This window comes from Vagococcus allomyrinae (assembly GCF_017829975.1).
Classification (GTDB): Bacteria; Bacillota; Bacilli; order Lactobacillales; family Vagococcaceae; genus Vagococcus_D; species Vagococcus_D allomyrinae.
In genome coordinates this window covers 247418-268372 of sequence record NZ_JAEEGA010000001.1, presented here as the reverse complement: position 1 = coordinate 268372, position 20955 = coordinate 247418, and the positions used below count along the sequence as shown (strand labels likewise).

20 protein-coding genes and 1 pseudogene are annotated in these 20955 nt (G+C 41.8%); 3 read left to right on the top strand and 18 right to left on the bottom strand.

All coding sequences use genetic code 11. From position 1 onward, the window contains the following. Window position 1 precedes the first annotated feature (1 nt). The 7 genes from I6N95_RS01120 to I6N95_RS01090 all read right to left on the bottom strand — a co-directional run bounded on the left by I6N95_RS01120 (window position 2) and on the right by I6N95_RS01090 (window position 7530). Window positions 2–625: an ABC transporter permease gene (locus tag I6N95_RS01120; protein ID WP_347340521.1), complete on the bottom strand. Its 624-nt coding sequence runs from the start codon at window positions 623–625 to the stop codon at window positions 2–4. A 9-nt stretch (window positions 626–634) separates the two neighbouring features. Next, window positions 635–1741, bottom strand: coding sequence for an ABC transporter ATP-binding protein (locus I6N95_RS01115; RefSeq protein WP_209524493.1), 1107 nt, complete (start codon window positions 1739–1741; stop codon window positions 635–637). A gap of 144 nt (window positions 1742–1885) precedes the next feature. Then, complete coding sequence (locus tag I6N95_RS01110) at window positions 1886–3328, bottom strand: FGGY-family carbohydrate kinase (RefSeq protein ID WP_209524492.1); 1443 nt, start codon at window positions 3326–3328, stop codon at window positions 1886–1888. Window positions 3329–3438: 110 nt separating this feature from the next. Next, complete coding sequence (locus tag I6N95_RS01105; protein ID WP_209524491.1) at window positions 3439–4215, bottom strand: SDR family oxidoreductase; 777 nt, start codon at window positions 4213–4215, stop codon at window positions 3439–3441. Window positions 4216–4260: 45 nt separating this feature from the next. Continuing rightward, on the bottom strand, window positions 4261–5190 hold the full coding sequence (locus I6N95_RS01100; protein WP_209524490.1) for an electron transfer flavoprotein subunit alpha/FixB family protein: 930 nt from the start codon (window positions 5188–5190) through the stop codon (window positions 4261–4263). Then, window positions 5190–5978 (bottom strand): electron transfer flavoprotein subunit beta/FixA family protein, encoded by a 789-nt coding sequence (locus I6N95_RS01095; protein WP_209524489.1) that lies wholly within the window; start codon window positions 5976–5978, stop codon window positions 5190–5192. Before I6N95_RS01095 ends, I6N95_RS01100 begins: the two co-directional genes overlap by 1 nt. Before the next feature lie 64 nt (window positions 5979–6042). After that, window positions 6043–7530, bottom strand: coding sequence for an FAD-binding oxidoreductase (locus I6N95_RS01090; RefSeq protein ID WP_209524488.1), 1488 nt, complete (start codon window positions 7528–7530; stop codon window positions 6043–6045). A gap of 198 nt (window positions 7531–7728) precedes the next feature. Between I6N95_RS01090 and I6N95_RS01085 the strand changes: the two genes are divergently transcribed. From I6N95_RS01085 to I6N95_RS01075, 3 genes and pseudogenes are all read left to right on the top strand, one after another. After that, the gene (locus I6N95_RS01085) at window positions 7729–8448 is read left to right on the top strand and encodes a MurR/RpiR family transcriptional regulator (RefSeq protein WP_245249182.1); all 720 of its coding nucleotides are present in this window, start codon (window positions 7729–7731) and stop codon (window positions 8446–8448) included. Window positions 8449–8606: 158 nt separating this feature from the next. Then, a pseudogene (locus I6N95_RS01080) lies at window positions 8607–8714 on the top strand (transposase); the annotation flags it as partial. 541 nt (window positions 8715–9255) lie between these two features. Continuing rightward, window positions 9256–10494, top strand: a complete 1239-nt coding sequence (locus I6N95_RS01075; RefSeq protein WP_209524487.1) for an MFS transporter — start codon at window positions 9256–9258, stop codon at window positions 10492–10494. A 68-nt stretch (window positions 10495–10562) separates the two neighbouring features. On the opposite strand, the gene I6N95_RS01070 is transcribed toward I6N95_RS01075, so the two are convergent. Genes I6N95_RS01070 through I6N95_RS01020 form a run of 11 tightly spaced genes read right to left on the bottom strand, consistent with a single transcriptional unit; the run spans window position 10563 to window position 20936 of the window. Further along, complete coding sequence (locus I6N95_RS01070) at window positions 10563–11201, bottom strand: YesL family protein (protein WP_209524486.1); 639 nt, start codon at window positions 11199–11201, stop codon at window positions 10563–10565. Window positions 11202–11224: 23 nt separating this feature from the next. After that, window positions 11225–12394 carry a M20 metallopeptidase family protein gene (locus tag I6N95_RS01065; protein WP_209524485.1) on the bottom strand — a complete coding sequence of 390 codons (1170 nt, stop codon included), beginning with the start codon at window positions 12392–12394 and terminating at the stop codon, window positions 11225–11227. 12 nt (window positions 12395–12406) lie between these two features. Next, a complete protein-coding gene (locus tag I6N95_RS01060; protein ID WP_209524484.1) occupies window positions 12407–13441 on the bottom strand; it encodes a Gfo/Idh/MocA family protein in 1035 nt (344 codons plus the stop codon). Continuing rightward, a complete protein-coding gene (locus tag I6N95_RS01055; protein ID WP_209524483.1) occupies window positions 13428–14468 on the bottom strand; it encodes a PTS fructose transporter subunit IIC in 1041 nt (346 codons plus the stop codon). The genes I6N95_RS01060 and I6N95_RS01055 overlap by 14 nt, the downstream gene beginning before the upstream one ends. Before the next feature lie 10 nt (window positions 14469–14478). Next, window positions 14479–15360, bottom strand: a complete 882-nt coding sequence (locus I6N95_RS01050) for a GNAT family N-acetyltransferase (protein ID WP_209524482.1) — start codon at window positions 15358–15360, stop codon at window positions 14479–14481. Beyond that, window positions 15360–16223, bottom strand: a complete 864-nt coding sequence (locus I6N95_RS01045) for a Gfo/Idh/MocA family oxidoreductase (protein WP_209524481.1) — start codon at window positions 16221–16223, stop codon at window positions 15360–15362. Before I6N95_RS01045 ends, I6N95_RS01050 begins: the two co-directional genes overlap by 1 nt. 16 nt (window positions 16224–16239) lie before the next feature. Next, window positions 16240–17319 carry a dihydrodipicolinate synthase family protein gene (locus tag I6N95_RS01040; RefSeq protein ID WP_209524480.1) on the bottom strand — a complete coding sequence of 360 codons (1080 nt, stop codon included), beginning with the start codon at window positions 17317–17319 and terminating at the stop codon, window positions 16240–16242. Window positions 17320–17321: 2 nt separating this feature from the next. Further along, window positions 17322–18338, bottom strand: a complete 1017-nt coding sequence (locus I6N95_RS01035; RefSeq protein ID WP_209524479.1) for an NAD-dependent epimerase/dehydratase family protein — start codon at window positions 18336–18338, stop codon at window positions 17322–17324. A 20-nt stretch (window positions 18339–18358) separates the two neighbouring features. Then, complete coding sequence (locus I6N95_RS01030; RefSeq protein ID WP_209524478.1) at window positions 18359–19336, bottom strand: Gfo/Idh/MocA family protein; 978 nt, start codon at window positions 19334–19336, stop codon at window positions 18359–18361. 1 nt (window position 19337) lies between these two features. Beyond that, the gene (locus tag I6N95_RS01025; protein WP_209524477.1) at window positions 19338–19913 is read right to left on the bottom strand and encodes a hypothetical protein; all 576 of its coding nucleotides are present in this window, start codon (window positions 19911–19913) and stop codon (window positions 19338–19340) included. A gap of 24 nt (window positions 19914–19937) precedes the next feature. Then, a complete protein-coding gene (locus tag I6N95_RS01020; RefSeq protein ID WP_209524476.1) occupies window positions 19938–20936 on the bottom strand; it encodes a zinc-dependent alcohol dehydrogenase in 999 nt (332 codons plus the stop codon). Window positions 20937–20955 lie beyond the last annotated feature (19 nt).

The following is a 20955-nucleotide window of genomic DNA, read 5'->3' as shown; positions in this document are numbered from 1 at the left end:
CTCATCTCCCCCCTTCCACATATCGATTTTCAACATAACGCAACACTCCATCGGTTAGCAACGCCAGGAGGGTGATGGGAATAATGCCCATTAGGATTAAATCTAGGCGATACAACGTTAAGCCGTTAAAAATAAAATCACCCAAGCCACCTGCCCCAATATAAGCGGCTAACGTTGTCCATGAAATCACATAAACTGCTGACTGTTTAACGCCTGAAAGAATCACGCTAAAGGATAAAGGCAGCTCCACTTTAAGCAAACGATGCCATTTAGACATTCCCATGCCTTTGGCAGCATCTAAATAAGTTGGGTCAACGCCCTGAATGCCAACATAGGTATTTCGCACGATTGGTAAAAGCGAATACAAAAACAATGCCGCAATCGCTGATCCTTTTCCAATGCCAAAAATGGGAATCATTAGGGACAACAACGCCAGCGAGGGGATTGTTTGTAAAAAGCCCACCACATTAATAAGCGTTTCGGCCCCTTTTTTTAGACGGGTCAACAAGGCCCCTAATGGAATGGCCACGATTACGCCAAGTATAATTGCACTAAAAGAAATATACAGATGCTCCCATAATTTCAACAAAATCTCGCTGCCATACTGCTGCCAAAACTGACTCACTTCCCTCACCTACTTCAACTGTTCGTAAATCAACGACACTAAAGAAGAACGCGTCATGATTCCAACTAAATGATTTTCATCATCCACAACTGGTAAATATTTTAAAGCCATGCTTAATAAGGGCTCGACCACATCTTTCACTTTTTCGTTTTGATTGACACTAGCAGTTTCTGTCTCCATAATCTCGTAAACGGTTTTCATTTTATCAACCTGATTAATGCTTTTAATATCAATAAATCCTTTTAAGTGCCGCTCATCATCCACGACTAAGAGGGTATCCACTTTTTTATCAGTCATTTGTTTGATAGCAGCCACGATTGACTGACTCAAGGAGACCGCTTCTACTTGACTGGCCATCAAATCCCCGACTCGTATGTCATTGCCAATAAAATTTTGACGTTTGCGTTTTCCTAACAATTCTTCAACAAATTCATTGGCAGGTTGGCTTAAAATCACCTCTGTCGTATCATATTGAACCACCTTTCCGTGATCCATAATAATCATTTTATCTGAAAGTTTAAGGGCTTCTTCAATGTCATGGGTCACAAACACAATGGTCTTTTTCATCTCTTTTTGTAATTTTTTTATCATCTCTTGTAGGGCTTCCCGGGTAATCGGATCCAAAGCACCAAAGGGTTCATCCATTAAGATAATGTCCTGATTAGCTGCTAAAGCGCGGATTACGCCAATTCGCTGTTGTTGTCCTCCTGACAGGTTTTTCGGCTTACGCTCCAAGTAATCGAGGGGTAATTCAACTTTTTGAATCAATTCTTCAGCGATGCCATTTTTTTGGCTGTCAGTCCATTTTAATAATTTGGGCACGATCATCACATTATCCCGAATGCTCATATGGGGAAATAACCCAATATTTTGAATCACATAGCCGATTTTCCGGCGTAGCTCATCTTCATTCAGACTCGTCGTACTGACACCATTAATGCGAATGTCTCCTGCAGAAGGTTCAATCATGCGGTTAATCATGCGCAACAAGGTGGTCTTACCACTGCCACTCGTTCCAATGATGCAAATAAATTGATTATCCTCAATAGTCAAATCCAGCTTTTCAACGGCTGAGGTCCCACTATAATGCTTTTCAACGCCACTAAATTCAATCATTTTGCCCCTCCTTCTAGCTATGTGGAAAAAGGCTAAATGCCAAAACAGCATTTAGTCCTTTATTTTCCCGCCACTATTGTCTGATAGCCTTACTTGATGCCATGCCATCTCACCTATTAAATAGAGTATTCAAACTCGACGGATTTATTTTTCTGGATGTAAGATATCAAAGGTTGTTTTTAAAAGTGGATCTGTGTAAGCAGCCAATCCTTGATAAACCCCTTCATTAAGCTGTTGATAAACTACCACATTTTCTGGTATCGGTGTAAAGACATCTTTTACTTTGACCATTTTAGCAACAGCTTCCTCATAAGAATCATAAATCCCCAAGCCAACAGCCGCATTGATGGCAGCTCCCACACTAGCACTGCCATTTACCACATTTCGCTTGATTGGTAAATTAAAAACATCGGCAAAAATTTGCATCATTAAGTCACTGTTTGAACCGCCACCGGTGACGATCACTTCATCGATTTCTTTGCCTAATTCCATTGTCATATTGGTGACATTGTTCTTCATCGTATAGGCGATGCCCTCTAAAATCGACCGATACATATAACGGTAATCATGATGGGCATTAAACCCAATCATCATTCCTCGTTTAAAAGGCTCCCAAGGATTAGCTAGCCAATCCAAAACCGTCATCAACCCGTCGCTACCGGCAGGGACATGCTGAGCTTGCTCATTCAGATACTCTTCTTCTGACACACCTTGATAATTGGCTCGAATACTGATTTTTCCACCTAAAAGATCCTTATACCAAGAAACCGTCCACATACCACGACGAATCCCATACCCTTCATAAGCATATTTATCAGGAATTGAGGACATAATTCCCCAGTAGTTAACCGCATCTTTTGGCATCTCAACACCTGTTACCATGCTGCTGATGTAGGTTCCTAGAGAGACAAACCCGCTTGTCTCTCGAATCAAGCCTGCCCCTAGCCCCTCAACAGCTTTATCACTGGTAGTGGCGATTAACGGCAACCCTTCTGGAAAACCAGTTTTAGCACTAGCTTCTTTCGTAATATACCCCAAAATATCTCCCGGTTTGACCACTTCAAAAAGCATTTCCTCTGGTAAGTTATACTGATTCAACACCTCTTGATCTCTTGACCATTGCCATGTTTCATAATCCACAGGCCATTGCCCAAAATGATTGCCAATATTATCTTTAAACTCACCTGTTAAGCGATGGGTCAGATAACCATTCGTTGAGGTGACATATTTCACCTCTGGATTATCGTGTACGTAAGGGGTAGCCACGCGTTTATCCATCCAATTGATAATCGGCTGTGCCAATGAGCCATCCGCTTTTAAAAGCACCCGACAACAGCGAATTGATCCTAGCCCGATGCCGACGATGTTATTTTTTCGCAGACCAAACTGCTCCATGGCCTGCTGAGCCGCCGAGCAAAGTGAGTCCCACAAATCATCCCCAGGATGCTCCACAACACCGTCTTTAGCCAGGTGCATGGGCCGTAGATTTTCCTTGCCCTCACCGACAATATTGCCTTCAAGATCAAATATGACAATCTTGGTACTTTGACTGCCGCCATCAATACCAACGATATATTGTTTTTCCATAACGTTCTCCTTATGCTATTTTTGGGATAATTAACTTTATGACCTGTTTAACATTGAGCAAAAAAGTGAGCAAGTGCTAAACCTTGTCGTTGCCCACTTTTTCACGCCAATTATCTGACTAAAAACCCACCGTCAACGGTTAAAATATGACCATTAACAAAATGAGAGGCTTCTGAGGCCAAGAATACCGTCGCCCCCATTAAATCAGCCACATCTCCCCAACGCCCTTCTGGTGTATGGTCAACAATCCATTTGTTACGTTCTGTATCTTCGATGGAAGCTTGTGCCACTGCTGTTTTAAAGTAGCCAGGCGCAATGCCATTCACTTGAATATTATACTGAGCCAGTTCATCACAATAGGCTTTAGTCAATCCCGCAATCCCGTGTTTTGACGCAGCATAGGCCGGCGCCCACTGGCCACCTAAAAATGAAAACAGCGAACAAATATTGATGATTTTACCACTCTTTTGGGGAATCATCACCTTGGCAGCTTCATGACTCATTTCAAAGGCTGCCGTTAAATTAATGTTAATTGTGGCGTCCCACTTATCACGGCCATAACTTAACACATCGGCTACTGGGCAAATGCCTGCACAGTTGATTAGAATGTCAACTGAACCAAATTCTGCTAAACAGTTATCGATAATCTCTTTAGGGACACCTTCTTTTGTAATATCCGCATACATATAAGCCGTTTTTGCACCACGGGCTGCTAATGTTTGATTAAAAGACGGGTCGTCTGGCATAATCGACGGCATAAAAATATTTGCTCCAGCTTCTGCTAAAGCCAGTGAAAAAGCTTGACCTAAGCCTGTGTTACCACCTGTAATAATCGCATTCTTACCTTTCATTGTAAACATCTTCATATTAAAGTCTTGAATTTCCATCTTATTACCTTCTTTTCTGTTAGTTTAGTTAAAATTGTCGGAACATTAAGTTCCCTCTTGGAGTCTAGCTGTTAACTTGTTAATAAACTCTACCGCGTCACCAATGACCACCAAATTGGCCAAGTAGTTCAGCGGTGCCCCTTCATCTGTGTTCACCGAGATGATATCTTTAACATTTTTAAGTCCCTCAACATGTTGCATGGAACCGTATATTCCCAAGGCGATGTACAAATGAGGGCTGACCGTTTTCCCTGATTGCCCCACTTGAATTTCCCGTGGAGCGCGCTGTTGCTCTACTAATGGCTTTGAGACTGCCACCGCTCCCTTTAATTTGGTGGCGATTCCATTTAAATCGGCAATATCTGCATGATAACCGGCACCTGCTGCCACGATTACCTCTGCTTCCCGAATATCTTGGTTGCCAGCTTCCTGAGTAATGGCTAACACCTCAATTGAGGACGGTTTCAATTGATTAATAGCAAATTGACTGACAGTTGGTTGCTTCGTCCCTTGAAAATGAAACACATTAGGATGAACACTTGCCATAATCGGTGTAGAGTCACAGACAATACTGGCCAACATATTCCCTGAAAATGCTGGGCGAATCAACCGACGTTCCTTTTGATGAGTGTCAATCGCTGTAATATCTGCCACCAAGCCAACCTTCAGTCGCATGGCCACCCGAGGGGCGACCATCCGGCCAAAGTCAGTAGCCAAGACGATAATACTATCGAATTCATACGTTTGTTGAACCTGTTGAATGATATCCGTCAGCACGCGACTGTCTTTTAATTGAAGATCTGGTAAGTCCACACAAATAAGTGAATCAAATCCTGTGATCTCCTTGTCTACCAAGTTAATCCCCAAGCCGCTGACAACCGATTCTTCCGTCCCCGCTAATTGATTGGCCACCTCGACTAAATCGACTGAATCTTTGAGATAGTCATTATCGATAATAATAAGTGAGTTAAACATCATAAATACGCCTTTTCTTTTAAATAATTAATTACGTCATCGATTCCTTCATCATCCACTTTGATCTTTTTTTGTGTCACTTTTTGTCTTTTGGCAATAACGTTTTGACGCACCTTGGTCGGAGAGCCATTGCGACCGATTTCATTTTTTGCAAGTCCTAAGGTTTCGTTTGTTACTAGAGAGAATTGGCTATCGACATTTTTGTCAATTGATTCATATCTAACGAAACCTAAGCGCAAATTCATTTGACTCGTCATCCCTAAAAGACATGGATTTTGTAGCTTTAAACGAATGCTACCACCATCTTGAGCTGCCTCTACTACTGAAAACTCTCGATTAACCTCTTCAACGGATCGAATATTTGAGAATTGGTTAATCCCTAGCAGCTCTGCTACTTGTGGTCCAATGTGACCAGTCCCGCCGTCTAGCGTATGGGTCCCTGTCAAAATCAGGTCAAAGGTCTGAGACTGAAGGTATCTTGCCAGCACCAGACTAGTTGCAAGCGAATCACTTCCTGCAAATTGACTGTCGCTGATTAAAACCGCCTTGTCTGCCCCTACCCGGATGATATTTTTAAGTTCTTCCGTTTGTTTAGTCGGCCCCATGGTCAAAACTTCAACACGAGTATTAGGGTGCTTTTTTTTGTAGGCCAACGCCCAAGCTAAAGCATTACGATCATCTGGGTTTAAAATCATCCGTGATTTTTCACGATTGATTTTATCCCGTTGATAATCATATTCATACTGGTCAGTGTCTGGAACAAATTTAATTAGACAAATTATCTGCATTGATTATTCTTCCTAACCTTTTTGTCAGCTGAGGGCGACGAGGCGCCCTCACCTTAAAATCTGACTATCTTTGATATTTATATCCTTCTTGGACCGGGTAAATCGTCCCGTAGTTCATAATTCCTTTTGGATCAAAAACCTCTTTTAAACTATCCAGCATGTAGTAAGCTGACTGATGTTCTTCTTTTGTCCACTCGTTACGGTATTTCCCAATGCCGTGGTGGTGACACATCGAACCACCTAATTTTAAGGTTTCCTCTACAATAATCGCTTGAATCGGGTGATGATAAATTTTCATCTCATCTTCCGGTTCACAATTAATAGTATAGTTATAAACGAAATACATATTAGTTCCGTTGATATAGCTGTGTGAGGAGTGACCACCAAGCATCGTCAAGTCATGAGCTCGCGGAAATTCTGTGCGAATCCGCTGAACAACGTTGTTATAGATGGTGGGAATAGTTTCCCAGTCGGCTGAAATCTCAGTGGTAAAACCGTCGTGTTTATCATTGTCGATCATCCCTTGAACTTCATCATCAATGGTTTGCTGAGTCCAATTCAATTGGTTAAACCAGTTAGCAATCAGTTGACTGTCCACTTGTTTGTAGATCCCATCTTGAAATTTCTTAACAGCTTCTTCAATTCCGACACCTGTTGCTTCAACAATTCCTTTTGGTCCTTCGGCCATAAAGAGTAACACACATTTGTCTTCATAAAAATGATAAAAGTGCTGGCGAGCATCTTCTGGCGAATAGGTCCGCGCAACCGAAGGACGATAACCGTTAGTCATCACCTCACGCAAGACTTTAATACCGGTTTCCACGTCATTTACTAAATAGCCAAAAAATTGATTGTTTTCTGGGTAGTACTTAAAGATTTTTACCGTGACTTCGGTAATATAGCAAAGTGTTCCTTCGTTGCCAATCACAATATGACGGATATCAGGTCCCCCTGCTCGTCTGGAGACATTCTTAATTCGCGAGATATGCCCATTAGGAAACACACATTCCAAACCAACTACCATATCCTCAATTCCACCATATAAGGTCGAGAATTGGCCGATGGAGCGGGTCGCGACTAAACCGCCGTACTGGGCCACTGGTTTTGATTGAGGAGAGTGACCGGTTGTATAGCCGATTTTTCTCAGCTCGTCTTCTAAGTCCTGCAATTTAACACCTGCTTCAACGGTTGCTTGCATGTTATAAGGATCAATGTTGATGATCTTATTCATTCGCGAACCATCAATGACTAAAGCTAACTCTTTCCAGTTTTCAAGACCACCTTCAGTGGCTGTTTGACCACTTCGAGGAATAACATTAAGGTCATTTTCATTGGCATACATCAGCAAATCTCTGACTTCATTGACATTATGAGGATAAACTACAGCCGTTGGCATCGGATTATCTAACACTCTTTTAGCCTTGGCATATTTCCGGTACCGGTCAGACGAGGCCTCATATAACGTCTCATAATCCGTGACAACTTGCTCATCAGAGACCATCTTTTTTACATCTGCAACAATCGTTTCTTTTATCAACACATCGGAATTCATTCAACTAGCTCCATTCATTTTTTATCAGAAAGCGCTTTTCTTGTTTTTAGTATACAATGGAACTTTCATCTTTACATTAAAATTTGATTAGATTTTCCAATTTATTGTATGTAATTAACTTTAAACGGAAAACTTTCCACAGATTTGCTCTTTAACGTCAGACTGTGCTATGCTTTAGACATAATTTATTGGGAGGTGTTGACAATAAGAATACAGTTAAATCACTTAAATGATTTAGAAGTAACCATCCATAATATTCTAAGTGAAGAAAGTAAAACCAAAGCCTTAACCATCACTGAAGCTGCTGCCCTAACAGGTGTCTCTCCTTCAAAAATTTCGAAATTCGTCAAAAAAATTGGCTTTTCAGGCTACAAGGAATACTTTCGCTTTATTACTGGCAAAGAATTAGTCAAACAGAAAAAAATGAGTACCGAATTTTCTCGCATTAAAGACTTCATGGAAAATTTTGACCCTTCAACAGCAACCTATCTGGCAGAACTCATTAGCACCTATGATAAAATTATTTTATTTGGCTACGGCCCAACCAATATTTGTATGGAGTATTTTGAATATAAATTGACTTACACGGTCGAAAAACATGTCATTCGCGCAACTGAAGCTTCGATGATTCCTGGCTTGCTGACAGAAAACACCTTACTATTGATTTTTTCAGTTGCCGGAAAATTCGCCCAATTCGACTCATTGTTTGAAGAAGCCAATCGACAGCAGGCAAAAGCACTACTCGTTATCGAAGAATTGAACTCAAACTTATTACTTGATAATGCAGAAATCATCTATTTAACCAAGTCCCAGCAAGCCGATCATTTGGCATCACATGAAAAAACACGAACCATCTTATTCATCTTTATCGAAGAAGTGATCCGTGAACTAAGCAAACAAACAAAAAGAGAGACTTAACTCAATGAGTTAAGTCTCCCTTTTTTATATGTTTTGAAAACCACCTGCTATGCGGGTGGTTCCTTAGAGCTTCCAGCGGGGTATTAAAAAAGCCTCCTAAAATGTTAAACTGATATTGGTTTCCCGACCGTATCATTAACATTAAAGGAGGTCCCTTTATGAAAAAGGACAATCAAAGTTTATCACACACCGTATGGAAATGTAAGTATCATATCGTTTTTGCGCCTAAATACCGTCGCCAGATCATTTATGGCAAGTACAAGAAGATCACGTAGCAGATCAGCTGACGTTATTTGAGGAATATGATCCGTTTACAGGCAATAAAAATAGCAAAAAATAAAAAAGAATGAGATTCTTTTAGAATCAGTGAGAAAAAGTGGTGCGTGAGGGAGACCCGCTCAGGAGGCCTTTTAGGCCGTGGCCGGTAAAAGAGGCTTCCAGCCGAAGAGCAAACCTCCAGTTCTCACTGGAGGTTTTGATTGTCACCACCTGCTTTTCGCTTTCACAAACTCACTGATTCCCATTCTTATCTCGCAACCATCACCAAATCTCAAAAGGAAAATTTTACACCAAAAACCTTTAATTTAAGGACTATATATCAGATAAAGCGCCCATTGCATTAAATTAAGATTATAATTTGCTGAATATTTTATTAGAATAAAACCGTTGACACCTCTTGCGAAAACCTTTACACTAAGTGTGTTACTAGAGAGAATAGAGAGCAATAGCGATGAGCAATGGTGCCGGATCACACCTTATTTGTCGTTTATTTTTTCCAACCAAATTTCTTTACTGGAGGTTTATTCAATGAATAAAGCATTTATCAAAAAGTATGGAACTCTATTACTCTTAGCGGCTGGGGCTGGCATCATTTTTCAATTGCCTTACATTCGTGAAACGTTCTACGTTCCAATTCAAAAAGCCATGAATTTATCCAATGCTCAAATGGGCATGTTATCTTCTGGTTACGCTACTATGGCAACTTTTTCTTATTTTGTAGGTGGCATTGTGGCCGACAAATTTTCTGCTCGAAAGTTGTTAACCTTTTCATTTTTAGCAACTGGACTTTTAGGTTTATGGTTTTCAACCTTTCCATCTTTTAATATTGCCCGTCTGATATTTGTTTTAATGGGTGTTTCAACAATCATCACCTACTGGTCAGCCATGATTAAAGCCACCAGAATGTTAGGTGATTCTTCCGAACAAGGGCGACTTTTCGGTTTACAAGAAGGCTTGCGAGGTATCTTAAACGCCCTCCTAGTATTTGGCATGACCGCTGTCTACGGCCGCTTTGCCAATGATATTTTAGGAACCGCTTGGGCCATTCGGACCTGTGCCATCGTTGTGATTATTATTGGCATTTTGAACTGGTTCTTTATCGAAGACACCACTCAAGAAGAGGAAGTTGAATCCCTAAAAGAGGTTATCATTGGCACCTTTAAGCAATTGGCCATTCCTCGTGTTTGGTTACTAGTCGCTATCGTCTTTTTTGGTTACAGCCTCTACGGTATTTTTGGCTACATCAACACATTAGCCATTAATGTATACGGCCTATCTGTCTCAGGTGGTGCAACATTGGGCGGTGTTCGCTATATCATTCAGGCTTTTGGTGGAATTATCGGTGGTTTCCTAGCTGATAAGATTGGCTCACGTCTTAAAGTTATTGTCGGTGGTGCTGTTTTAACTGGACTATCTTACGGCTTGTTCCTGATGTTACCAGCAGATAAAGGCTTAATCGCGATTATTCTCGCTAACTTCGTCGCAGGCATGTTCTTTATTTACCTGATTCGCAGTCAGTATTTTGCTATCATTGATGATGCCGGTATTCCTATTTCTAAAACTGGTCGCGTATCGGGAATTGTTTCTTGTTTAGGTTATTTGCCAGATGTCTTTATGTATACCATGATTGGTGGTTGGTTGGATAATAACGAGGGCAAAGCTGGCTTTAATATGATGTTTATCTACGCAATCGTGATGGCGATCTGTTGTGTTATTGCTTCCTTACTCCTTGCAAAAACCATTAAAAAAGACAAAGTAGTCTCTTAAGAGCCGCTGCTAACAACCAGCTAAAGGCTAGGAACGTTATGTTCCTAGCCTTTACTTATTAACACCAGCTACGTGTTTTCTACTAATTTACGCGTATTCCATAACATCAGGATCACTATCAAACTTGGGAAAACTAAGAAACCAAATACTGGTTTGATAATCATCGTTAAAAAAAGGATACCTAATAGTAGAGCATTCACCAAACTCAAAAGCCACTTTGAAAAAGCATAGTAAGTAGCTTCTTTGATTATTTCTTTAGTGTTTTTTAAACTTCTGGGATAGACAATCAGCCAATTACCATAGATCATTAACACTACGACCATTATTAACACAATAATCGGATTAAACCATTGCAAATAATCACTTTGAGAAAAATAAATCATGTCCACGATACCGATAATCACAACCATCTCCAATAAATAAGTCATACCTAAGCTCATCTTAAACTGCTTCCGCCAACTCTCAAAAAACGTTTTAAACACCTCGACGGTCTGCTCTTCTGTTAACCGACTGACACAATCAGAAGTGGCAAATAAGGTCGGACCTAGTGAAACACTGGCAATCAGGTAAAATGGAAGGGCCATAAGCGTTGGTTTTAATAAAATTAACGCTGCCATTAAGGGTAATGTCGTAATAAAAAAACAAATATTAATCATTAATAACTGATAGATTTTTTCAACAAACCCTACTACTCGACGACTATTCATGGCTTCTCCTACTTTCTGTTATCTCAAGATTGACTGTGCTCTTCGATTAATTGTAAATAGACCTGTAGCCCTGCTAGCATGGCCCGTTCATCGGCGATAAATTTAGGATGATGATTCATATAGCGATAACCGTCACAAGCTTCACCGCCCCCTAAAATCATAAAACACCCCTGAAAACGAGCGGTATACTCTGAGAAATCTTCACTAACCATTTTTTGAGGATTCGAGAAAAGGTTCGCAACACCAAGAGCCTGTTTCACTGCCCGCTCAGCCATCGCCGTCGCTTTTAAATCATTGATCACTGGCCCATACCCTTGGAGATAATTCAACTGATAGTCAGCATGATTCGCCTGACAAATCCCTTTAACCACTTCCTCTACGCGCTGTTTAACGAGAGCTCTCACTTGATCGTTTGTCGTTCTAACATTCCCCTTCAAGACAGCACGATCAGGAATAATATTAAAAATATCACCTGAGCTAAATTGGCCAAATGAAATGACCGCCGACTCAAAGGGAGATATATTACGAGAAACGATCTGATTCAAACTATTAATTAGCTGAGCCCCTATTGCAATTGGATCTATGCTGAGTTCAGGAGTCGCGCCATGACTCCCTCTGCCATTAATTTCCAGCTCGATAATATCCTGAGACGCCGTGACTGCTCCGCTAGCAATTCCTACATGACCTACTGGATGATTGGGAAATATATGAAAACCATAAATAAAATCGACATCATCTAAATAACCAGAATTAACTAGCTCAACCCCGCCACCTGGCGGTACTTCTTCAGCACTTTGAAAAACCAACTTGACACGATTAGAAAAATCAGCTGTATTTCTCCCCAAAACCTCCGCTAAGCCAAGCAACATGGCCATGTGAAAATCGTGACCACAAGCGTGCATGACACCTGGTACAATTGATTGGTAAGACAAAGCCGTCTCTTCTTGAATGGGCAGGCCATCCATATCTGTTCGAAAAGCCAAGACCTCCTTTGATCCTACTTTACAACCATCAATGGTAGCAATAAAGCTCGTCCTCCCGACTTTTTGAATGCGATAATCCCCAAAGGTCTGAACTTTTTCTTGTAACCATTTCGAAGTTTGGCACTCCTCGTAAGAAAGCTCCGGATGGGCGTGCAAAAAGCGACGCCAATTAATCATTTGCTGCAACATCTCATCCAACTTAATCTCCATTCCGATCACCCCCTATATCATCCACACTGGTTTATTCAGTTTGGCGGACTGATAAATACCAGCAACGATTTTTTGGGTTTTTAACGCTTCTATTCCACTAACTAAAAAATCAGCCGTACCATTCAGATGCTGGTAAAACTCATCAATTTGAGTGATGTGACCAGTCCCCCAATATGTTTTACTGGCAATGCCATTCTCGAGATAGTCTTCAGCGGGAATATCTTTTACTAAGGTGGGCCGCCCATCAAAATAAACAATCTCCAAACGAGCACCTGTAATGGTTGCCACCGCTAATTCCGTGTGAATTTCAATGCAGACTGGCGCATCAAAAGAATAATAGTTATTAGCAAAAAAAGAAAGAGTGTATCCTTCTTGATACTGAATAATACCTTCTGCAAAATCTTCAACTTCAATTGTATCATGAAACCGATTGCCAATGGTGGCATCAATTAGTTTAGGTTGCCCGCCTGTTAGCCAATTAATCAAATCCAACGTATGGATCGCCTGATCAATTACCACGCCACCCCCTTCTTTTTCCCAGGTTCCCTTCCAGTCACTTTGACTGTAATACGTCTCATCCCGAGACCAAGTGACCTGACACTTTCCTGATAGGACCTTACCTAAAGCCCCTTCTTGAATCAATGACTTCAACGTCATAGCCCCGCTGTTGTAACGATTTTGAAAAATAACCCCCAACTCAATTTGAGCTTCTCTGGCAGCCATGAGCATCCGTTCCGCCGATTCGACTGTGATGGCCATCGGTTTTTCTGTTAAGACGTGAATCCCTGCTTTGGCAGCTGCCACGGTGACCTCTTCATGTAAATAATGAGGCAAACAGATATGCAGAACGTCCAAGGTCGCTTCTTTAAACATTCGTCGATAATCTGTAAAATCTTGGCAGTCATAGTGTTGTCCCGCCAATCTTACACGCTGCTGATCACTATCACAAACGGCCACTAAATCAACTAGCTCAAGTTTTGCCAGTGCTTTGGCGTGCATCTCAAAAATATTACCACAGCCAATAATTCCCGCTTTAAACTTCCTCATAATGCCCATTCCCCCTTTTCAATAATAAAATAATACTTGTACTAACCATAATTCCCAGCAACAAAGACACTAAATACCAGCCTAAGTGACTGACAGCCCCAGGGATCATCATGGCAAAGAATCCGCCATGAGGCAACGATAAACCGCAGTTAAACCACATCGATAAACTACTGGCCGTCATAGAACCTAAGACAAAGCCCGGTAAGATGCGAGGCAAATCCTTCACCGTATAAGCGATGACACTTTCCGTTACAAAGGTTGCCCCCAAGACCCAAAGCATTGAACTCGTTGCCAGGTCTTCTTTAGGAAAGAAGCGTTTGCCTAAAGCCATGGCCAAAGCCAAGGAAAGGGGTGGCACCATCCCTCCGATCATCACGGCCCCCATAATGAGACTTGTACTGCCAGGAGCTAAGCCGTCCAAGGTTGCCACACCAAAGAAGTAGGCCGCCTTACCAATTGGGCCAGCCAAATCAATAATCATCATAAAACCGATTATCGCCCCTAATAAAACAGCATTTTTTTCACTCATTGCTGTTAAAAATAAGGTAAAGAGCGCATTAAGCGCCACTAAGGGTTTTCCAAAAATGAAAAGTAGACAACTACTCGTCAAAAAAGTTGATAATATCGGGACCAACATGGTTTCCTTTAACACCAGATAATTTTTCGGTAGTTTAAGCCACTTCAACAGCATAAGCGCACTATAGCCACTGAGAAACCCACCGATAGCCGCGCCAAAAAAAGCGGTGTTCATTTCGTTGGCGATAAATCCTGCCACACAGCCAGCAACTAGTCCCGGTCTAGCAGCCATCGAATAAGCAATCCCACCTGCCACCGCTGGCCACATTAACAACATGCCAAATTGACCAATCGTTTGAAATAATTCCGCCACACCTTTCAGATGAAAAGCGTCTTGAAAAAGAAACGACAAAGCCGTCGCAATGCCTCCTGTAATCACAAAAGGAATCATAAAGCCAATGCCGTTGATTAAGTGCTGATACAGCTGATTGCCGATTTTTTTTAGTACCATTTCCGACTCCTTATAGAAAACCTAAATCCCAGGTGTGGGGAATAGGCACTCCCTTAACTTTTTCATTAACATATAAGATTGTCCCTGCATTGTTGACTGTTTCAAAAGCTGTTTGCGCTTCTAACAAACGACTTAACTCACTCTCGCTTTGAATTCGACACCTTAAATTTGGCAGTGTTAAGGCCAGTTGTTGCAACAGAGCCAAAAGCTCTTGCGCTTCCCCAGCCATCTCAAAAACTTCCGTTATCTCCCCATCCTCATAATGGCTGCCAGTCACAACATAAGCCACCAGTTGCTCACCTGAAAAACTCAAAAAAATCTGCTGCGTCCCTCCAAAGAGCGTTGCTAATGACTGGGCGGCAATTAATTGCTGCAGATGAGCAGGACTTTGCCCGAAATAACTAACCTGTTGAGACCTTAAACGATGAATGGCCAAGAGCTCTGATACCTCACCTGAAAAAGCCTTAATCGCCATCTGTCTCCCTTGTCCTGGAATGATAAATTGCTTAAACTCACCAAATAATTCGCACCCTTCACTCAAGTATAATTTCCCTTGGCCTGACACTAAAACAAAGTCAAGTTGCTGAGCTTCTTTTTTCATTAATCGAAACAATGAACGACCAACGCCTTGGCCCTGATAGCTTTGCGACACACAGACAGCGCCAATTCGACTGCCCAAATAACAGTCTCCTTGCCAATGGAGTTCTTCTGGTAGCACGCCAATAAAGCCAATAATTTCATGATTACTGACAGCCACATAAGAACAGCGATTACTGGCGTTAAACAGTAATGGAAAAGATACTTCCATCGGTGTTGATTCTTGAAAAACACCATTAGCTAAGTTGATAATCTCTGGCCAATCATTGGCCCTCACTTGACGAAAATCAATCATCATAGCCAACCTCCTTTGTCATTAATTTTTTCCACTAATGAAATAACAGACCTTGTTTGTTCTGGTGAAACTGGGGCAGAACCTGTTTCAAAATAAGCCAACATGGCTGCTACCAAGTAGCTATATAAAGGGGCAGGATCCGCTCCCTGATTGAAGGTCACACACTCTTCTCCACAATAAACCCTTCCCTTAAACTCGCCAAGTCCTCTCAAGTCACCATGAATCTCACATTCAGTATCACCTGCCTGACACTGAATAAGGATTTTGTCTTCCTTGATAGCCACTGCTTTCACCTGAAATTCTTTAGGACAAAGAGTTAACAATAGCTCCACAAGGTGAATCCCGTACCAGTACATCCCAGGAATCCCTACTTCTAAAGGCATCGGCCCCGCCAATTCCAAACGAGTAATCGGGGTGCCGCTTAATTGGGAACTCAGTCTGACCACTGAATCCGAAAAACGTAAGCTAGAACTCGTCATTATCTCGAGACCATTAGCCCCTGCTAATTCAAAAATTTGTTCCATCTCAGTTTTAGTGTACGCCACTGGTTTATCAATAAAGATCGGTTTACCATAAGCCACTAATTTCTGAAACTGGCTGACATGTAGGGAAGCATCTACAGACGCAATAATAAAAGCATCTGCAGATTCAGCTAAGTTGTCGCTTAAATGATCCACGATCGCGATCCCTAGTTCAACCAACTGTTTTTCAATGTCTCGGTAACGGTTCTGACTCATTTCTAGTGAGCTACGTGTGTCTCTAATTGCTGTTTTAATGCGCCACGGACCTTGCTCTAGTAGAAGTCGAGCAAAGGCTACGCAATGAGTTGAATCCGTTCCAATCACGATAATTTTTTTTGTCATAGACCTTTCCCTTTTCTTAATAGCCTTCCTTAACTCGCTGACGCCACGTCTCTAAATTGGCTTGAATAAACTGATCATCATGTAAATGAGGATAGTCTGTTGAAACACGAGTCAGTTCTTCCGCTTGTCCAGGTCCCATCACTTCATCGGGATTCAAACAATAGTTCCCTTGAAGCAAACCTTGACGAGCCAACATTTCATTAATTCCAGGAATACACCCTTGAAAATTATTATTGATATCAAAGAATGCCGCGTTAGCATCGGTAATTTGAGTGCCTTTCATCAGCAGTTCCCGATAGCCCTTTTGGCTTGCTTTTGCCTGCTTAATCTCAGCCATCAGTTCAACTGCTTTTTGAGTCCAAACGGCCCAATGTCCCAAAAGACCGCCTAAAAATTCCTTTTGAACCATTTTCCCATTAACAGCCATCTCATAGGGTGTTAGTAAATCAGCCACAATATTATCATCATTCCCCGTATAAACAGCAATTTCATCAATTCGCTTCGAGTGACAAACCGCTCGCAAAACATCTAGGGTCTGATAGCGATTGAAAGGAGCTGTTTTTACTGCTACAACATTGTCAATCTCCATAAACTTTTCCCAAAAGCCATAAGTGAAAATCCGCCCACCTACTGATGGTTGTAAGTAAAACCCAAAGACTGGCATGACGGCAGCCACAGCTTTGGTCCGTTCGAGTAACTCGTCTTCAGAATAGTTAGCTAGGCCCCCCATGCTTAACAACCCGATATCATACCCGTAAGCAACGGCTAAGGTCGCTTCTGCCACAGCTTGTTCCGTTGGCCCACAAATGCCAGCCAATTTAATAAAAGGACGTTTCAGCTGAGCTCTGTCAATTTCTTCTGATGCGACTCGTAAAAGTGTTTCATATAAATCATGTTCCGAGTCACGAATTTCAAATTGGGTCGTATGGACACCAACGGCTAAACCTCCGACACCTGCATCTAAATAATAATGTGTCAGCACCCGCTGATTAAACTCATCAAAGCTACGATCAGGCTTTAATGCCAATGGATAAGCCGGCATCACTGTGCCTTCATGCAGTAATTGTTTTAGTTCCGGTTTTAACGTTGCTACCATGCTTAATATTTCCCCTTTCTCTCTTGGAAATGTGTGGGCTTGTCAATCGTCGCCCCATCATTCAACAACCATTCTGCCGTGATATCAATCATCTCGCGAATCGTAGTTTGCGGATAGCCAAACAATTCATGTGATTTTGACGCATTGCTCAATAAGGCCGTCTCTTGTTCTGTGCCAATAAATTGCACCTCTTTATTCAGTGACTCCCCTAGACGTTCCGAAATCCAGCGGACAGATAACGTCTCAGGTCCCGTAATATTCAAAATATTCGCTGGCGAACTGGCCACAAACAAACAGCGAATCGCTTGTTCACAAGCATCTTTCTGCCAAATCACATTAACATGTCCCATGGTTAGATCTACGGCTTCATCAGCTAAAATCGTCTTGGCTAATTCCGACACTACCCCATACTTCAAATCAATGGCGTAGTTCAAGCGAAAAATCGACACCTTTGTTCCATTTTCTTTGGAAAAGTGTTCAAAGATTCGCTCCCGTCCTAAACAGGATTGAGCATATTCTCCCAGTGGATCTGGAGCCATTTCTTCCGAAGGAGCACCAGCATTTACGGGGACCAAAGGGTAGACACAGCCTGTTGAAAATGCTACGATTCGCGACTCTTTGAAATATTCACAAATTCTACCAGGTAAGTACGAATTGACCGCCCAAGTGTATGGTTCATTACCTGTGGCACCAAATTTGTAGCCTACCATAAAGATAATATTTTTAATTTTAGGTAGCTGTTCCATTTCAGATTGATTTAAAAAGTCAGCAGCAATTGTTTGAATACCGTAATCTTCTAACTCAGCACGACTAGCCGGATCAGAAAAACGGGCTACGCCGTATACCTGATAATCGAGATTATTTTCAATCATGGCATTTTTTAGGAGCTTCGCCAAAGTAACCCCCATCTTACCGCTAACGCCCAAAATCATCACATCGCCAGCCAACTGCTTAACATCGGCGACCAACTCAGGGCTCGGTGTACTCATCCCTTGTTCAATTTCAACTAAAGTTCTCATCCTTACTCTCCTAAAAATATTTATTTAATCATGACTACTTGCTTTTTCGCTGCTGCTTCATAAGCCTTAAGTCCGACTTCCATGGCTTTTAACCCATCATAACCTGAAATAGCAGGCGGTCGTTTTTCAGTCACACACGCCACAAAATCAGCTATTAAGCCAGCATCCATATCAGCACCAAAGAAAAGTTGATTAGCCGCTTTGCCCTGATCCTGAAAATTACTCAAATGCTCTTTAAAGGCATCGACCTTTAGCGTTCCTTTAGAGCCGAAAAGTTCGATTGTCACGTCTCCCCAAGTTGGATAATTATCGCACCGTGACCAAGAACAATCATGAGTCACGATCGTTTGATCCGCCAGTACCATGGTTAAAATACCGCTATCTTCGACAGGTGTTTCTTCAAAAAAAGTATCGATTTCAGCATAAACCTCCGTCACTTCCTGGCCCGTAAACCAGCGAATGATATCAACCATATGAACCGTGTGATCAAGGACAGCCCCACCACCTGAGAGTTCTTTATCGACAAACCAAGATAAAGGATTTTGCCCACGATTGGTCGTGCGAATCCCTTGTAACTGACCTAGTTGACCAGAATCTAATAGTCTTTTAGCCTCAATAATCGGTTGACAAAAACGAACGGGAAAAGCAATTTGTAAAATGACTTCCGCCTCCTCACAAGCCGCAATCATCTCTTCAGCATCACGAACATTGGTCGCAATCGGCTTCTCACATAAGATATGTTTTTTAGCTCGGGCTGCTTGTATAACTTCTTCCTTGTGACGACTGTTTTCACTACAAATTACCACCGCTTCAATCTCACTTGCTAATAAGGAACTTAAATCATCGTGATAAACAGTCTGATACCTTGCGGCCGCCTCCCTTCCGCGAATATGATCTGGATCATAAACACCTGCGATCTCCACAGTTGGTAACTGAGCTAGGCTATCTCCGTAACTATAGGCGTGATGATGAGCAAAACTAATCATGCCAATCTTCATTTCAGTTCCCTCCTTTCAGTGAGCTGTCCAATTGATCAATCACCTGTTTCAACTGGTTAATATCCGTTTCACTCAGTTCTGTCACAAACTCTCTATCTTGAATCAGCTCTAAGTTTAGGGTTAATGGTGACTGAACTTGATCATCAAACTCCAAATTATAGCCTTTAGAGCTAAAATCAAAACTAAAACTTTCTTTTAGATCTCCCAAGCTGTTAAGCGTATACTGAACAATCACCTGATTGGCTAAACGCAGCGTTATAAACAGTTGCCTCGAGGAAGCCTGACCTCGAGTATAAGATTTAAGTCGCACAATATCACCAAAATACGTCTGAATCCACAATAGATCAAGAGCGATTGTGCTAGTATAGCGACTCTCCGACACCCTTGGTAGGCTTCGTTGATAGTGAACAACACCTCCCATCCTTAGATAAGGTTTAATTTGCTGAGCACTGGCTATCAACGCTTGTTCGCCACCACTTTGATGAATCACAGCGCCAGGAGACACACTTTCGTTTGCAATCAATCGGGACACTAACAGTTCCAGACTACCTTTTGTCCCCTCATTTTGTAACATCATTTAAACGACTCCTCTACTTCTATCTTAATAACGAATAATATGAGTTAAGACTGAAATGCCTGACTGCTGCAAATCATGATAAGTGCTATCGATCGTATCTAAATCCGTGATATTCGTCACATAACCACTAACATCAATCCGCTTATTAGCCAGTAGGCGGATAAATTCGGCTGTATTACGGCCTTCAGTCCAACGTACCTGACCATATGGATAATCAACAGCATCTCGTTCATAACTCGGATCATAACGGCCTGGCCCACCTGCCCGAGAAATTAAGATATCAATTTCTTTAGCAAACATCGTTGTTCGTTCATAATTAGGCTGTAAGTCACCGACAATCACACTTTTCCCTTTATCACGACACCATTCTAAACTCTTATTAGTCAAATAACTGGAATCGCCTCCGGTACAGAGAAAAACGGCGTCGACACCTTGCATGTTAGTAACGGCTTTGATGTGAGCCTCTAAAGCCGTTTCATCGGTAAACGTGTCAATGCCTGTTGTCGCTTGAAAGACATCCGCCCGAGGTTTTGAACGATTTAAAGCAATGACTTGATGACCAGCATTCTCTGCTATCTGACCAATCAATTGCCCAAAAATTCCTAGACCAACAACCAGACTCGTTTCACCAAACTGTAAGTCAGCTTTTCGCAACGCGTGAATCGAAATTGCCCCAATCCCAGCTAAACAAGCTTCTTTCAAGTCCACATGATCTGGTACGGAACAAACTAACGTCTTTGGTACTGCCAAATATTCCGCATGTTGAACATAAGGAGCCCCGTAGCAAGCTACTCGGTCGCCTTTTTTGAAATTCGTCACATTTTCACCAATTTCTTCCACAATGCCTGCTGCACTGTATCCTAGCGTCACAATATCTCCCTTGCTATTTCCCATCATGGTAATTTCAGTCCCAGGACTAATAGCAGAATAACTTGTCTTAATTAAGACATAGCCAGGTTTCGCCTGTGGCACTTCTGATTCAAAAATCGCCACTTTCCCATTTCTTGCACCTATATATTTCATCGAGTACACTCCTTATCAC